Here is a 15,701-nt window from a genome sequence, read left to right as displayed (position 1 = left end):
CGACGCCGGCACCGACCTGGCCGCCCTCAGGACCCGCGCCGTACGCGAGGGCGACACCTACGTCGTCAACGGCCAGAAGATCTGGACCACCAACGGCGACACCGCCGACTGGGTCTGGCTCGCCGTCCGCACCGACCCGGAAGCCCCGCCCCACAAGGGGATCAGCATCCTCCTCGTCCCAACCGCCGACCCCGGCTACTCCTGCACCCTCATCAACACCCTCGCCTCGCACGACACCACGGCCAGCTACTACGAGAACATTCGCGTCCCCGCCGGCCGCCGCGTCGGCGGGGAGAACAAGGGCTGGCGCCTGATCACCACCCAGCTCAACCACGAGCGCGTCACGCTCGCCGCCCACGGCACGATGGCCATCCGCGCCCTGCACAACGTGCAGCGCTGGGCCGCCGACACCGAACTCGCCGACGGCCGCCGCGTCATCGACCTCGGCTGGGTCCGCGGCCGCCTGGCCCGCACCCACACCCGCCTCGACGCGATGAAACTCCTCAACTGGCAGATGGTGGACGCCCTCCAGCGCTCCACCCTCACCCCGCAGGACGCCTCGGCCGTCAAGGTGTACGGCTCCGAGGCGCGCCGGGACGCGTACGCCTGGCTGATGGAGGTCGTCGCCGCGGCGGGCCCCCTGAAGGAGGGCTCGGCCGGCGCCGTACTCCACGGCGAACTCGAGCGCGGCTACCGCAGCGCGGTCATCTTCACCTTCGGCGGCGGCAACAACGAGATCCAGCGCGAGATCATCTCGTGGCTCGGCCTGGGCATGCCGAGGGTGCGGCGCTAGCAGGGCGCGGCCCCGGCGCGCAGGCCGTGGGGGTGATCCTGTGGTCGATCCTGTGGTGGCACCGTAGAGACAGGTGCGTACGCGGCTCCGATACTCGGCTGATCACCGATGCGAGGGCTGGCGATGCGACCGAAACTGAAGTCCGATGTGCTCTACGTGCCCACCAGCAACGGGGTGCACGTGTTCGGCGCGGGAGCCGATGTCGCGTTGCGCGGCCCATCCGCCTATCAGTGGCTGGACCGGCTGGCCCCGTATCTGGACGGCTCGGCCGAACTGGACGACCTCCTCCGGGGACTCCCCGAGGACAAGCGCGGCGCGGTGGAGGCGCTGGTCCGCCGGCTGCACGCGGCGGGTTGCGTCCTCGACAGCGCCGAGGACCTGCCGCACGGCCTGACCAAGCGTGAGCTGGACACGTACGCGGCCGAGATCGCCTTCATCGAGTACCACCGCGACTCGGCCGCCCGGCGGTTCGAGTCCTACCGCAACAGCACGGTGGTGGTGCTGGGCTCGGGACCGGCGTTCATCGCGCTGGTCTGCTCGGCGCTGCGCTCCGGGGTCCGCCGGCTCCACGCCGTCCGGACACCGGAAGCCCCGACGAACACGGCCCGGTTGGCCGAGCTGGCCGCCGAGGCGGCACACCGCGACCCGCGGCAGACGCTGGTCGACATCGCGCTGTCCGGCGAACCGGACGGAGAGGAGACCGCGGTCGCCGACGCGGATGTCGTACTGCACGTGGCCTCGGCCCCCGCAGTGGACCGCGCGCTGCGCCTGGCCCGGCTGTGCCGGTCCTCGGGCGCGCTGCTGGTCCAGGGGGTCGTGCTCGACGAGGTCGCCTGGCTGGGTCCGGCCGGACCGGCTTGGGAGTCGGCCTGGCTGCGGCTGGGCGCGCGGGGCCCGTTCCGGGCGGGCGAGTTCCTCACCGGCCCGGCCGCGGCGGTGGTGGCCGGGCACCTGGGTCTCGCGGCGTTCCGGGCGGTAACGGGGGTCACTGGACCCGATGACACCGAGCTGACCAGGATCGACCTGGAAACCCTGCGGACCTCGACCCACGCGTTCCTCCCCCATCCGGCCACCCGGCCGGCCCGGCCGGAGGCCGAGGCTGAATTCGCCCGGCGGGTCGAGCGGTTGAGCACCGGCGATCGGGTCACCGAGCAGGACTTCTCCGCCCGTGCGGCCCGCTGCTTCGACCCGCACGTCGGCATCCTGCGGAAGCTGGACGAACGGGACTTCACCCAGCTGCCGTTGAACGTGACCGAGGCCGTGCCGCACACCGGCGGCGGGGCCCGGGTGTTCGGCGTGGGCACGAGCTTCGCCGAGGCGCGTCAGCGCGCCGCGCTGGGGGGCCTTGCGCGGTACGCGGTGGACTCGGTGGATCCGTGCAGACTCGCCCCCGGCGCCACGGTGTGGGGCTGGGACATCGACGGCCGGCGGGTCACGGCGGTGCCCGCGGCCGAGGTGTTCACCGCCGGGGCAGGCCTGGCGGCGCGGTTGAGCTGGGACGACGCCCTGACCGATGGCATCGGGCAGCACTGCGCCCAACTGGCCGTCGCCGATGTGCTGGACGGCCGGTCACGGCCGGCGGCGGCCCTGGATCCGGCGGACTGGGCGCTCGGCCCCGACGCGCGGCGTCATCTCGACCTGCTCCGCTCGGCGAGGGGCTCCGTCCGCGCCGCCGACATCGGGGGCGCCCTGGGAATACCGGTGCTGGCGTGGTGGCAGGAGGGCCGGCCCGTCGCGGTGACCTGCGGTCCGAACGCGGTGGCCGAGGGTCTGGAGCAGGCCGTGCTGGACCGGCAGGCGGCTTTGGCGGACGAACCGGACTACGCGCCGGCTCCGGTCTCCGGGCTGGACCTGCCGCCGGAACCGGCAGCGGGGCCGGCCCGGAGACCGGACGAAGCCGATCGGCAGGACATGCTCCGGGCGCTGCGGTCTCGCGGGCTGCGTCCTGTCGTGGTGCCGCTCGACCACGATCCCGCGGTGCACGCGGTGCTCCCCGGCATCCTGCGGGTCGTGCTCGTCGATGGCTGAGCCCGTGACCGGAATCCCCGAATCCCTAGGACTCCGGTTCTGGTGGCGCACCTTCGAAGGGGTTCAGCAGCTGTTCGCGGAGGGCCACGGCGAGGAGGGCGGACCGGACGACCCGCTGCCGGCCAAGGTCTTCCGGGGGCTGCCGCGGCGGGTGCTGAGCGAACCGGCCCGGCACATCGGTGACGCCCGCTGGTCCTTCGCCGGGTTTCGCCAGGCCCACCCCGAGGACGCTCCCAGCCGCGAGGTCCTGGATGAACCCGCCCTGTCGGCGCTGCTGCACCACAGCTACGGTCTCGGGCGGATGGAGTCGGGGCCGTACGCGACCTGGCCGTACCACCGGGTGGTGGCGTCCGCGCGGTGCTTCTACCCGGTGGAACTGTACGTGTGGCCGGCGGGCGCGGCGGGGAGCCTGCCGGCCGGCTGCTACCACTACGACCCGGCACACCACGCGCTGACCAGGCTGCGGGCCGGAGGTGTCCCAGCCGCGCTGCGGGCCGCCACCGGCACCGGGCGCGACGGCACGCTCGGCCTGGTGGTGGCCGCGGTGTGCTTCCGCAAGGCGGCGTTCCGCTACCGCGACTACGCCTACCGGCTGTGCGCGCAGGAGGCCGGCATGACGGTCGGGAACGTGCTGCTGGTGGGGGGCGCGCTGGGGCTGCGCGGACGGGTGCACCACCGGTTCGACGACACCGTCGTCAACCGGGCCCTGGGCCTGGACGGGGACGAGGAGACCGCTTTCGCGGTCATCGGACTGTCCCCCTGGCGGGCGACCGAACCCCAACCGGCCCAGGTCCACGAGGAGTTCGGCGGCCCGCTGTCGGTCATCCGGCCCCGCCACGTCGTCACGAACGCGGTCGACCCGGCCGCGTGGTCGGGGCTGGCCGCACTGGACCGCGCCGGCCGGATGACCGGCACCGGCCCTCCCACGCCGGTGGACCCGGACGCCTTCCACCTGCCCGCCGACGGCGGCGGCGAAGCCGCGAGCTGGATTCCGCTCGCCCAGGGGAAAGGGGCGCGTGACCGCGTCGAGTTGGCGCAGGCGCTGCGAGCGCGCGACTCCGGGGGCCGGATGTTCCTGCCCGACAGCGCGGAACTCCCCGCTCATGAACTGGCCGGCCTGCTCCGGCACGCCCTTGAGCCCGTACCGTCCGACCACGCCGAGCCGGTGTGCCGGCCGTTGGTGGACTGCCATGCCCTCGTGCTCAACGTGGCCGGTATCGCCTCCGGGTTGTACCGGCTGGACGCCGCGCCCGCGCTGCTCGGCCTGCCGGGACGGGACGGGCGCGGGGTGGTTTCGATGCTCTGCGACCGGACGCCGTCGGTGAACTCGGCGAAGGCCAACGCGATCGTGTTCCTGAGTGTGAACCGGCTTGCCGGCGACCGCTGGTTCGGCGATCGCGGGTACCGGATCCTGCACCACGAGGCCGGGATCGTCGCACAGCGGATCAGCGTGCTCGCGGCCGCCGCCGGCCTGTCCGCGCGGATCACCAACGGCTATGACGACGGGGCCGTCCGGGCTCTGATCGGTGCCGACGAGGCGCATGTGCCCGTCTTCACCCTCGTCCTGGGCCGCCGCCGGGCCACCGCGCAGTACGAGCCGCCGCTGACCTGGTGACCTGCGTCACCGAGGTTCGCGGTCCGCGGGAGTCTACGGCCCGGACTTCGGTCGCACCGTGGAGACCGCGGCCCGATCCCGCCCCAAGACTGGCGGGGACCAGTTCGGTCAATGCCAGAAATGCCAGAACCGACAACTGAATGCCAGAACCGACAACCGAGAGAGGAGACCTCGATGGCCGCAGACCTCGTCCTGGACCTCGCTGACCTCAGCGTGGACGAGTTGGACATCCTGCCGACCTCACCGGGCGCGAGCCTGGAGTCGATCAACGTCGGCCACGCCATGGTCGAGATCGGCGCGTCCAACTGCACCTCGACCGGCACGCCCGCGAGCTGCTGCTCGTGTTGCTGCTGCTGACGCGGCAGCCCTGACAGCCCTGTCCGGCGGGCTGGTGGTCCGCCGGACAGGGCGCCACAACGACCAGCGAGGGAAGTGACGTTGACCGACGCCGACACAGCGCTCTGTCCGACCGCCGACGCTGGCACAGCGCCCAGTCCGACCGGGGTCGCCGTGCTCGGCGAGGGCGTGCTCGCCACCGCGATCCGGGCCTCCGCCTCGCGGGCGCACCGGCTGGTCGCCGAAACGGACCCCGACTGCGCCGTCGTCGTCAGCGCGGACGACAGCTGGACCGTCCGCACGGCAGCCGACCGGGCCGGCACCGCGTGGCTGCCGGTCCGGGTCGAGCTGGGCCACGTCGTCATCGGCCCCTACGTCGCCCCGGGCCGGGCCGGTTGCGCGCGGTGCGCCGCCACCCGGCGGGACCGGGCTCTCGGCCCGGACAGTCCCCGGGCCCGGCTGCTGCACCGGTTCGGTGACCGACTGGCCGACCGCCCCGCCCCGCTGCTCTCGGCCTGGGCGGGTGCCACCGTCGGTGAGCTCGTCTCGGCCGAACTCGCCGACGTACCGGGCCGGTTGACGACGAACGCCGTCGTGCTGCTGTCCCTGACGAGCATGGCGGCCGACGCACACCCCTTCCTCCCCGATCCCCTCTGTCCGCAGTGCGGCGCCCTCCCCGCGGACCGGCCGCCCTCCCTGATGGGCACGGCCCGCCCGAAACCCGACAGGGACACCTACCGGGTCCGCGATCTGGGCGCCGACTGGGACACGCTGGTGAGGACCTACGTGGACGGCCACACCGGGGTCGTTCGCCAGCTCGACGTCCGGACCGACTACCGGTTTCCCATGGTGTCCGCTCCGGTGCACCTGCCCGGGGCCGAGCAGGAGGCCGGGTTCGGCCGGGAACTGGACTACGCCGGCTGCGAGCGCACCGCGCTGGCCGAGGCGCTGGAACGGCTCGGCGGCGCCAGGCCGGGTGGCACGCGCACCACGGTGCGGGCCACCTACCGCGATACGGCCGAACGGGCGGTTCATCCGGCCGAGTTGGGCCTGTATCCGCCCGAGCGATACGCGGAGCCCGGCTTCCCCTATGCCCCGTTCGACCCGGACCTGGAGCTGAACTGGGTGTGGGGCCACTCGTTCCGCCGGAACGCCCCCGTGCTGGTACCCGAGGACTACGCCTACTACCGCACCCGGCACGGCAACCCGCTCGCCCGCCCGCTGGCGTACGAGGTGTCCAACGGGTGCGCTCTGGGCGGGTGCCTGGAGGAGGCGGCGCTGCACGGCGTGGTCGAGCTGGCGGAACGAGACGCGTTCCTGCTCACCTGGTACGCCCGGCTGCCAGTACCCAGGGTGGACCTGGACACCGTGGCCGATCCGCGCATCGGGGTGCTGGCCGAGCGGATCAGGCAGGACAGCGGCCACCGGGTCGCGGCCTTCGCCACCACCACCGAGCACGGCATACCCACGGCGTGGGTCATGGCGGTGCACCCCGCGCCGGGGCCGGAGCCCGTGGCGATCTGCGCGGGCGGCGCCCACTTCGATCCGGAACGGGCGCTGCTGAACGGGCTGCTGGAACTCGCGGCGAACCTGGGCTGGAACCGGTCCGCCTACCGCGAGGAGCGGGCCAGGATCGAAGCGATGGTCGCCGACCCCGACCTGGTGCGGGAGATGCGCGACCACGCCCTGCTGTACTGCCACCCGGCCGCGTTCGACCGGTTCGACTTCCTGCTGGGCACCGCGGCCCGTCCGGTGGCCGAGGCGTTCGAGCGGGCCGACTGCCGGCCGCGCGGCGAGGACATCCGCGCCGACCTGGCCGAGGTGGTCGCGCGGTTCACCAGCCGCGACCAGGACGTCATCGTGGTGGACCAGACCACGGACGAGCACCGGGCCCAGGATCTGGCCTGCGCGAAAGTGATCATCCCCGGGCTGCTGCCGATGACGTTCGGGCACCGGATGCGCCGCACCCACGGCCTGCCCCGGCTGCGGCAGTCGCCCGCCCGACTCGGCTACCGGGCGCGTCCGCTGGACCCGGCCGAGTTCAACCCGCACCCGCACCCGTTCCCATGAGAGGAGCCGACCATGGCTCAGGGCTTCTCGACCCCGGACCGTTTCGGCGTACGGATCGGCGGGCTGCCGGTGTCCGCGCTGGACGACCTGCGCTCGCCGGAGCTGTGGGGGCAGGTCGAGGCCGTACTGGCCGGTGAACGCGAGCTGACCGGCGCGGCGGACGAACTGTCCGACGCCCTCTACGAGCTGATCGGGCGCGAGTCGGCAGGCAAACCGTCGCTGGTCGCGCTCCGCCGGTCCATCCACAACCGCAGGCCACCGACGGCCCGGTGCTGGAACGACGAGGTCCGTGCGCTGCTGCCGGCCGCCTTGACCGACCGTGTGCGGTCCTGGCTCGGGCTGCTGGCCGCGCACCAGCGCGGCCTGGCGCGCCTGGACGACCTGGTCGGCCACCACACCGGGGCCCAGCACGCCCTGCTGCGCAAGGCGGTGACCGATCCGGCCTTCCAGCACGGAATGGTCCTGAGCAGCCCGGTGCTCCACGATCGGCTGCGCGGGTGGCTGTCCCGGCCGGAGGAGGCCGAGCCGGATCGCCGGCTGGCGCTCCGGCTGGCCAAGTACCTCGCCCGGATCACCATGAAGACCAGCCCGTTCAGCACCTTCACGATCAGCGGGCTCGGCGCCTGGAACGAGCAGGACACCACCGGGCCCACGCCCGCCCTGGCCGTGCGGACCGTCGTGGAACCCAACCTGTGGGTGGTCCAGCAGCTCGTCCGGCAGCTGAGCCGGCACCCGGTCCTCGCGAGGAGCCTGCGTCTGCGGCTCAACCCGAGTGCCCTCCTGGCCGGTGACCGCTGGGAGTTCATCGGCCCGGGACCCGAGGAGCCGCTGCGCAGCCTGGCGGCGACGGCCCCGGTCCAGGTGTGTGTGGACGTGGTGGCCGGGGCCGGGTGCACCCGGGAGGAGGCCGCCGGGCTGGTGGCGGCCCGGACCGGAAGCGACGCGCCCACGGCCGACGCGTACGTGGGCCGGCTGGTGGAGCTGGGGCTCCTGGAGGCCGAACGCCCCTTCGCCGACCAGGCCCTGGACCCCCTCGGCGAGCTGCGCTCCTGGGTCGCCACCGCGGGTCCTGAACTGGAGGGCATCGGCGCCCACCTGGCCGAACTGGCCGATCACCTCACCGCGTATCCGGCGCTTGAGGACCCCTCGGACCGGCTCCGGAGCACCCGGGACATCGAGGCCGTCCTGCGCCGGATCAGGTCGCTGGTCGGACCGGAGCAGGTCGAACTGCCGGCGAAGAACAGCATCATCGAAAACGCGCTGCTGGTGACACCGCTGCCCGGGCCCGACCGGCGCGCCTGGGAACCGGTGCTGCGGGATCTGGACCTGGTACGCCGCTGCTACGCCGTACTGGACCCCGCGCTGCCCGGCCGGGTCGCGCTCGCGGAGACGTTCGCCGAGCGCATCGGCGCGGGCTCCACCGTGCCGTTCCTCGCCTTCCATCGCGCGGTGCAGGAGTGGTTGCGCGAGGATCCCGGCCTGCCGGACCTGCTCTCCATGGGCACGCACGGCTACCAGGCCCTGGCGGACCACCCGATGCCCAGGATCCGCGAGTTGGCCCGGCTGCGGGCCGAACTGTGCTCCGAGGCGCTGGAGGGGCGGGCGGACGAGCACGGTGTCCTGCGGCTCGACCCCGAGCGGCTGTCCGCGTCGGCCCGGAGCTGGCCGGTGTGGATGCGGCCGCCGGACTCGGTGGCCTTCTACGGGCAGCCGCTCGGCGGCGGTGACGACCCCCGGTTCGTGGTCAACGCCGTCAACTCCGGGCACGGCCGGGGGCGCGACCGCATCCGGCGGCTGCTCGCCCAGGCCGGGATCGCCGTCGAGGTGAGCACGGCGCCGCCGCCCGGCGGCACGGTCATGGCGGACACCTGCCGCCACTACGGCAGCAACGTGGGGCTGCGGATCTCGGCGGTGCCCGCGGAGATCGACTACCCCGAGGGGCTCAGCCTGCGCGGTGCCGACGCCCGCATCCCGGTCGGTGACCTGGTGGTGCGCCACGACCCGGACCTGGGCCTGCTCACCCTGCGGTCCCGCAGCCGCGGCGCCGAGGTGCGCCCTGTACACCCCAACCTCATCGCGGAGTTGTGGCTGCCGCCCGCGATCCGGCTGCTGATGCAGGCGTTCGGCGCCACCTCGAACCTGCTCATCCCGGGGCGGCGGATGTTCGGGGACACCTCGCTCGCCCGGGTCGACGGCATGTTGGCCGAACCCAGGGTGGTGATCGGCAGGACGACGGTCAGCCGCCGCCAGTGGGTGTTCCCGGTGAGCGCGGCGCCGGTCCGGCGGAACGGCGAGACCGACCGGCCCTACCTGCTGCGGCTGGCCGCCTGGCTGCACGAGCACGGGATGCCGGAGCGCTGCTTCGTACGGAGCCTGGACCCGGCGTCGGTGGTCGGCGGCAGCGTGTGGCGGGTCAAGTCCCGCAAGCCCTTGTACGTCGACTTCGCGAACCTGCTGCTGGTCGGCGTGTTCGAGCGGATGCTCGCCGGCCCGGAACACGTGCTGTTCCTCCAGGAGGCGCTGCCCGACCCATCCGCATTGCCCAGTTACGGAGACCACGGATCCCGGGTGACCGAATATCTCGTCGAGATCAACGGAGGACAGCATGCTGACCGGTAGCGACCGGCTGGACCCCAGTGCGGTGGAGGGTTCGGACTGGGTGTGCGCGCACATCTTCTACGACACCGACCAGGACGTGCTGCTGGCCGACTGCGTCCGGCCGCTGGTCACGGAACTGGTGTCCGACGGCCTGGTACAGCGCTACTTCTTCCTCCGGTACTGGGAGGGCGGGCCGCACGTCCGGCTGCGGTTGCTGCCCACCCGCGCGGCCGAGCGTGCCACGATCGAACGGCTGGCGGCCCAGCGGATCCGGGCGTTCCTGACCCTCACCCCGGCCGCGGACGTCGTGGACCGGTCGGGCTTCGCCCGGGTGGCGGAGGGCCTGGCCGGTCTGGAGGGCCGCTCCGGTCACGACCAGGCGGTGCGGCCGAACAACACCATGGAGTTCCTGCCCTATGAGCGCGAGCACACGGACTACGGGTACGGCGCGGCCGTCGCCGCCGTGGAGCGGCACTTCCACGAGTCCAGCGAGTTGGCGCTCTCCGTGGTGGCGGCCGGCACGACCGTGGAGCAGCGCGCGCTGCTGGCCTTCGACCTGGTCGTCGGGGTGTTCGCGCTGTGCGACGAGGTGCGCGGCCAGTGGGCGCGCCACGGCGGCCCGCCACTGCCGTTCGGCAGCGGCCCCGAGGCCGCTGACGTCGAGCCCCGCTACCTGGCCCAGCGCGAGAAGCTCCGTGAACGGGCCCTGCGCACCTGGCACTTGGCGTCCCGGCCGGATGAGGACGGCCAGCGGGGGTACTGGCTGGCGTCGGTGCGCCGGATGCGGAACGCTCTCCACGGCCTGGAGGACCGGGGCGACTTCACCTCCGAGTGGGCGGCCTCCCCGCTGGCCGAGCCCCTCGGTCTGGCCGCCACCGACCATCCGGCCACGAGCCTGGTGCTCCTGCGCTGCGCGCATCTGGTCAACAACCGGCTCGGGCTGACCTTGTGGCAGGAGAACCAGCTGCGGTTCCTGGTGGGCCGGGTCCTCGCGGAGCTGCCCGAGGGGTCGACGGCCCCGTGACCGAGCCGTCCGCCCAGTGGCACAGCATCCACGTCCACCACCACGACGAGGACGCCGAACCGGCGCTCGTCCTGCACGCCGTCCGCCCGGCGTTCGACGCCGTCCGCGCGTCGGTCAGCGGCGCCTGGTTCGGCCGCCACTGGCTGCGTGGACCCCATCTGCGGCTGAACTTCCGCACCTCCGAGGAGACCTGGGCCACGCAGGTGCGGCCGACGGCAACCGCGATGCTCGACACGTACCTGCGCGCCCATCCGTCCAGGGCCCGCCTGGACGAGCAGGCGCTGGCCCCGGTGCACGAACGGCTCGCGGAACTTGAGATGGAGCCGGGCCCGCTCCACCCCTGGGTGCCGGACAACACCGTGCTCGAACAGCCCTATGACCACCGGCTGCCGGTGCTGGGATCGATGCGGGCCGGCGAGCTGCTGGCCGGTTTCCTCAGCGACACCAACGAGCTGGCGTTCCTGATGTACGAGCATGTCCGGGCCGGTGGCGCACTGCAGGTGCTGGCGCTGGACCTGATGTGGACCACTGCGTCGGTGGCGGCCGTTCCGTTCGACGAGGGCGGCGCACCGATCGCCCGCGGCTTCATGTCGCTGCGGTCGCACGCCGACGCGTTCCTCTCCCGCACGTCGGACCCGGACGGGTACCGGGCAGCCTTCGACGAGCGCTACCGGCGGCAGGCCGACGCGCTGCACGAGCGCCTGCGCACGGTGGAGTCCACGCTGGCCGGCGACGGGAGTGGCCTGCCGTTCCTCCGGGACTGGGCGGACGCGGTACGCCGCCACCAGCGGGTCGCGCACCCGCTGCTGGCGTCCGGCGAGGTGTCGCTGAGCGGGGCCGGCAGGGCGCCGCGCCTGCCGACCCGGCAGGTCAGCGAGTTCCACCGACTGCTCCAGACCGACCACGGCCATGCGGACTTCCTGTGGACCGACCACTGGTTCGCCTCCTTCCGGCTGATGGTGAACTACCTCTACATCCACCTCAACCGCCTCGGTCTGGGGCCGGTGGACCGCGGGCTGCTGTGCCACCTGGCGGCGAACACCGTCGAGGGGGTGCACGGGGTCTCCGCGGTCGGCAACTTCCAGCGGTACGTGGTCTCCTCGCCCGCGGCCGACGCACCCGAGTGGCTCCGGATCGGCGCGGACTGGGCGGACGGGCCGGCCTGAGCTGTCAGGTGCCGCCTGAGCCGTCCCAGGTGCCCTATCCGCCTGCCCGCTGGGGCAGCGGCGCCACCGCCGTCATGGCCGTCGCCGTCATCGCCGCGGCGGTGGTCGTGGCCGCCGTGGTCGGAGCCGTGGTGGGCGCTGTGGTGGCCGCCGTCGTGTTCACCACCGTCTCGGGGAGGAGCTGGGCGAGCTGCTGCCGCCCGGAGATGCCAAGCTTGCGGTAGGCGCCGGACAGGTGGAACTCCACGGTCCGCACGGTGACGAACAGCTTCCCGGCTATGGCCCGGTTGGTGTGGCCGTCCCGGGCCAGACACAGGATTTTCAGCTCCTGCGGCGTCAGCTCCGGCAGGTTCGGATGGACCGACTCCCGGATGTCCGCGGGGCGGATCTCCTGGCGCGCGATCGCGATCCGGCGCGCCAGCGGCCGTGCGCCACAGGACTCGGCCGTGGACAGCGCGGCGTCGAACTCGATACATGCCTCGTGCAGCCGACCGGCCTCGGCCAGCGCCGTACCCAGGTCGCATCGGGCGGCCGCCAGTTCCAGCCGGGCGGGCGAACGCGCCAGCGTGCCGGCGGCGGTGGCCAGCAGGTCGATGCGCCGCGCCCCGGACTCGGCCATGGCGACGGCGTGTTCGGCGATCCCGATCGCGCGCGGGGTGCCCCAGCGGCGTGCCTCGTCCAGCTCGGCATCGGCGAGGCGGGCGGCCCGGCCGGTTTCCCCCGCGGCGGCGAGCAGCCGCGCGGCGCGCGACCGCCAGGGCGCCACCGAAGGATTGCCCACCTGGCATTCGGCCAGCAGCCGCCCGGCGGCGAGATGGTCCTCGACAGCGCGTGGCAGTTCGCCGACGCACTCCCACACCACGGCGCGCGCGGACAGCACGGCCCAGGTGTCCTGCCGCCAGGGCAGTTCGCGATCCAACCCGCAGTCGCCGAGCAGGGCGAGGGCGGCATCCGTGTCGCCCATCAGGGCCCGCGCCTCGGCCAGGAGCGACACGGCGGGCGCGGCCCGTACGTGGGACGCGAAGGCCGCCGAGCGCAGTACGTCCGCCATCGGGGCCAGCGCCCCGGCCACCCCGGCCAGGTCGCCCCGGACCCGGCAGACCATGGCGCGCAACAGCTCGGCGGTGACGTGGTCCCACCGCCCGGGGCGCGCCCCGTCGGCTAGGCGAACGCGGCCGCAGTGCGCCCACGCCTCGGTCAGCTCGTCGGCCCGGATCAGTGTCACGCAGCCGTGCCAGAAACATCTGGCTTGCCCCCCGCCGCCACCGGCCAGCGCCTGTCTGGAGTGGCGCACGGCCGCTGCCCGGTCCGCACCGGCGTGGACCGCCTCGGCGGCCCGCAGGCCGGCCAGTTCCTTCAGCGCGCCTTGGCCCCGCGGCCTCTCGGCGACGAGGTCGTCCAGCCGGTCGGCGGCCCCGGACAGGAAGGCGGGACCGCCGAGGCAGACGTACGCCTTGTGCAGCCGGAGCCGCCACGACTGCGCCGACGGGGCAGGGCCGAGCCGTTCTGCCGTGTCGTCCAGGACCGCCACGGCGTCCACCGGCCGTCCGCATTCGGTCAGCAGGGCAGCCAGGGCCACGGCGTAGTCGGTCGCGATCTCGGGGTCGTCGGCCTCCTGCCGTGCCGCCTCCAGCTGCCGCACCGTGAGGTCCGGATCGACGAACGCGTCCAGCTCGGCCAGCTCGCGCCGCACCGCGGACCGGACTCGCGGCCGTAATCGCTCCCGCAGCACGCCGCGTAAGTGCCGGGCGGCGTCCTCGGCCCTGCCTTCCCGGGCCAGTTGGCGCGCTGCGATCCGCATAGGGCGGACAGCCCAGTCCAGGCCGAGCGGGCCGGCCGCGACCAGTTGCCGGGCGACGCCCGTCATGCCGAAGTGCCCGTCGCGCAGGATCTCGGCGGCCCGCAGGTGCAGAGCGGTTCGGGTGCCGACGGGGATGGCGCCGACGACCATGGTGGCCAGCAGCGGGTGACGGAAGGTCAGTGGCGTGCGGTTGGCGAGCAGACACCGGTCGACCAACTCGTCGATCGCGCACAACGCGTCCTGGACGGTCAGCCGGGCGAGCTCGGCGGCCCAGGTGATCTCCGCGTCGGCGCCGAGCACGGCGACCGCCCTCGCCAGCTCGAGCGCCGGCTCCCCGAGATCGGCCAGCCAGCGCTCGCTGCCCAGGAGCACCGCGGAACCGCTGGTGGCCCGCACGGTCTCGGCGGTGAGTACGGTGCCGGCCCGTTCGGACAGTAAGGCCAGCAGCAAGCCGGGGTTGCCACCGGTCAACTCGTGGCACACGGCCGCGGATTCCTCGCCGAGTGTGACGCCGCAGCGGTTCGCCGCGAATTCGATGACCGCGGCCGGCGGGAGGCCGGTGAGTCTGATGTGCTCGGCGCTGGCGGCGAGTTCGGCCCGCGGCGAGGAGCCGTGAACGGGGCTGACGTCATCCTCCGACACCGCGATCACCAGCGGGGTGGGGAAGACGGACCCCGACAGCGCCAGCACCCAGCGCAACGACCACGGGTCGAGGTGGGAGATGTCGTCCAGACAGATGGCGACCGGTACGTGACGCGATTTCGCCCGCACCAACTCGGTGAGTTTCCACAGGAGTTCGGGGGAGGGCGGGCCGTCCGCGGCGGTGACCGCGGAGCTCGTCGCCAGCAGCCGGCCGAGGATCTGGCCGGCCGCCGCGAACGGCCTGTCGGGGCCCCCTCGCGCGCCGGCCGCAGCCACCTGGAAGCCGGCTTCACCGGCCAGCGCGGCGACCGCTTCCAGCACCGTCGACTTTCCGATCCTCGGTTCTCCCCGGACCAGTACGGTGGTCGTCCGCCCCACGCGGGCCCGTTCGATCGTGGTACGCAGCCGCGCCAACTCGGGCGCCCGGCCGGTCACTTTGATCGAGGCCATTCGATCCCCCCGCATCCATTCCCTCGTACGACTCGCCGCGTTTCCCCATACTCGCGACATGCCCAATAAAGGACTGGTTTACGTGTGATCACTCTACACCGCGCGGCATATGCGGCTCAACGAGCCCTTGCCACGGCGCTGGTGAGCAGGCCCGTCGGCTGCTGGCGAGCAGACCGGTCGGCTACTGACGCGCGGACCCGCCGCCGAAGTGCCCATCCGCCGCCGACGAGCGGGCCCATCCGCTGTGGTGCCGACGCGTCCGGTGTGCGGTGCGGGCGCACCTACTCCAGCGCCCGTACCGCCGCGGCGAACACCCGCGGCAGGGCACTCGCCGTCGGCACGATGAGGCCTCGAACGCCGGGCGGGCCGCAGGCCAGGCTCAGGAGCGCGCCGGTCAGGGCGCGGTGGCCGCGGGAGAGGCGCCGCCACTGCGCCTCGTACTCCCGCGGGCACCCCCGCACCGCACACCCCACCGCCGCCTCCGCCGAAGCGAGCGCGAGGGCGATCCCCTCACCGGTCAGCGCGTCCACGTACCCCGCAGCGTCGCCGACCAGCAGCACCCGCCCCGCGACCCGTGCACGTACGTGCTGCCGCATCGGACCGGCTCCGAGCACCGGCGTGGCCGGGTGGGCTCCCAGGAGGGGAGCGAGGCGGGGGAAGTCCGCGAGGTGGTCGGCGTAGGAGCGGCGGGCACGGCTCAGCACGGCGACTCCCACCAAGTCGCCGTCCACCGGCGTCACATACGCCTCCCCGTGCGGCGACCAGTGCACCTCCACGTGATCGGTCCACGGCTCGACGCGGTAGTGGCGGCGCAGCCCGTAGCGGCGAGGCGTACTCCGGCGCGCGCCGGAGCGCGGATGCGGCCCTGCGCCCGGCGCCTCCAGGCCCGCACGCCGTACGTCCGTGAGGTCCCCGTCCATCGGCCGTGCGCCGGTGGGCTCCGCGCCCGCCCGCCGTGCACCCGGCGCCTCCAGGCCCAGCGCCCTGCGGATCGGCGAGTGCAGCCCGTCGGCCGCGATCAGCCAGCGGGCCCGCAGCCCGGCGGCCGCCACCCAGCCCTCGCCCTGCCGCACCTCCCCGACCCGCCCGGCCACCGTCGCCACCCCCGCCTCGGCCGCCGCCCGCGCCAGGGCGGCGGCCGAGGCGGGGGTGGAGACGGTGGCCGGGCGGGTCGGGGA

Annotated in this window: 10 protein-coding genes; 8 read left to right on the top strand and 2 right to left on the bottom strand. The window is 73.8% G+C overall.

Features of this window, described 5'->3' with window-relative positions; genetic code table 11:
• The 8 genes from AOK16_RS07445 to AOK16_RS07410 form a co-directional block, all read left to right on the top strand.
• On the top strand, positions 1–793 hold a 793-nt coding region (locus AOK16_RS07445; RefSeq protein WP_240483427.1), incomplete at its 5' end, for an acyl-CoA dehydrogenase family protein.
• Positions 794–916: 123 nt separating this feature from the next.
• Positions 917–2,821: a hypothetical protein gene (locus AOK16_RS07440; protein ID WP_240483426.1), complete on the top strand. Its 1,905-nt coding sequence runs from the start codon at positions 917–919 to the stop codon at positions 2,819–2,821.
• Entirely contained in the window at positions 2,814–4,436 is a 1,623-nt protein-coding gene (locus AOK16_RS07435; protein ID WP_055471437.1) for a SagB family peptide dehydrogenase, read from the top strand. Before AOK16_RS07440 ends, AOK16_RS07435 begins: the two co-directional genes overlap by 8 nt.
• Positions 4,437–4,610: 174 nt before the next feature.
• Positions 4,611–4,793, top strand: a complete 183-nt coding sequence (locus AOK16_RS07430; RefSeq protein WP_055471436.1) for a hypothetical protein — start codon at positions 4,611–4,613, stop codon at positions 4,791–4,793.
• 81 nt (positions 4,794–4,874) lie between these two features.
• Entirely contained in the window at positions 4,875–6,842 is a 1,968-nt protein-coding gene (locus AOK16_RS07425; protein WP_079101148.1) for a TOMM precursor leader peptide-binding protein, read from the top strand.
• Positions 6,843–6,854: 12 nt separating this feature from the next.
• On the top strand, positions 6,855–9,461 hold the full coding sequence (locus AOK16_RS07420; RefSeq protein ID WP_055471435.1) for a lantibiotic dehydratase: 2,607 nt from the start codon (positions 6,855–6,857) through the stop codon (positions 9,459–9,461).
• The gene (locus AOK16_RS07415) at positions 9,448–10,464 is read left to right on the top strand and encodes a lantibiotic dehydratase C-terminal domain-containing protein (protein ID WP_055471434.1); all 1,017 of its coding nucleotides are present in this window, start codon (positions 9,448–9,450) and stop codon (positions 10,462–10,464) included. Before AOK16_RS07420 ends, AOK16_RS07415 begins: the two co-directional genes overlap by 14 nt.
• Positions 10,461–11,630, top strand: a complete 1,170-nt coding sequence (locus AOK16_RS07410; RefSeq protein ID WP_055471433.1) for a thiopeptide maturation pyridine synthase — start codon at positions 10,461–10,463, stop codon at positions 11,628–11,630. Before AOK16_RS07415 ends, AOK16_RS07410 begins: the two co-directional genes overlap by 4 nt.
• 34 nt (positions 11,631–11,664) lie before the next feature.
• Here the strand turns inward: AOK16_RS07410 and AOK16_RS07405 are convergent, their stop codons facing one another.
• Complete coding sequence (locus AOK16_RS07405) at positions 11,665–14,523, bottom strand: helix-turn-helix transcriptional regulator (protein WP_079101147.1); 2,859 nt, start codon at positions 14,521–14,523, stop codon at positions 11,665–11,667.
• Between the two features lie 281 nt (positions 14,524–14,804).
• A partial coding sequence (locus tag AOK16_RS26375) for an FAD-dependent monooxygenase (RefSeq protein WP_055471432.1) occupies positions 14,805–15,701 on the bottom strand: 897 nt, incomplete at its 5' end.

Source organism: Streptomyces pathocidini (genome assembly GCF_001418495.1).
In the GTDB taxonomy this organism is placed as follows: Bacteria; Actinomycetota; Actinomycetes; order Streptomycetales; family Streptomycetaceae; genus Streptomyces; species Streptomyces pathocidini.
This window is presented reverse-complemented; position numbering and strand designations above follow the sequence as displayed.

What these genes read in the sequence shown, in the direction of transcription:
- AOK16_RS07415 (WP_055471434.1), top strand. Translation starts at nt 9,448, where the DNA reads ATGCTGACCGGTAGCGACCGGCTGGACCCCAGTGCGGTGGAGGGTTCG.
- AOK16_RS07430 (WP_055471436.1), top strand. Translation starts at nt 4,611, where the DNA reads ATGGCCGCAGACCTCGTCCTGGACCTCGCTGACCTCAGCGTGGACGAG.
- AOK16_RS07420 (WP_055471435.1), top strand. Translation starts at nt 6,855, where the DNA reads ATGGCTCAGGGCTTCTCGACCCCGGACCGTTTCGGCGTACGGATCGGC.
- AOK16_RS07435 (WP_055471437.1), top strand. Translation starts at nt 2,814, where the DNA reads ATGGCTGAGCCCGTGACCGGAATCCCCGAATCCCTAGGACTCCGGTTC.
- AOK16_RS07405 (WP_079101147.1), bottom strand. Translation starts at nt 14,523, where the DNA reads ATGGCCTCGATCAAAGTGACCGGCCGGGCGCCCGAGTTGGCGCGGCTG.
- AOK16_RS07440 (WP_240483426.1), top strand. Translation starts at nt 917, where the DNA reads ATGCGACCGAAACTGAAGTCCGATGTGCTCTACGTGCCCACCAGCAAC.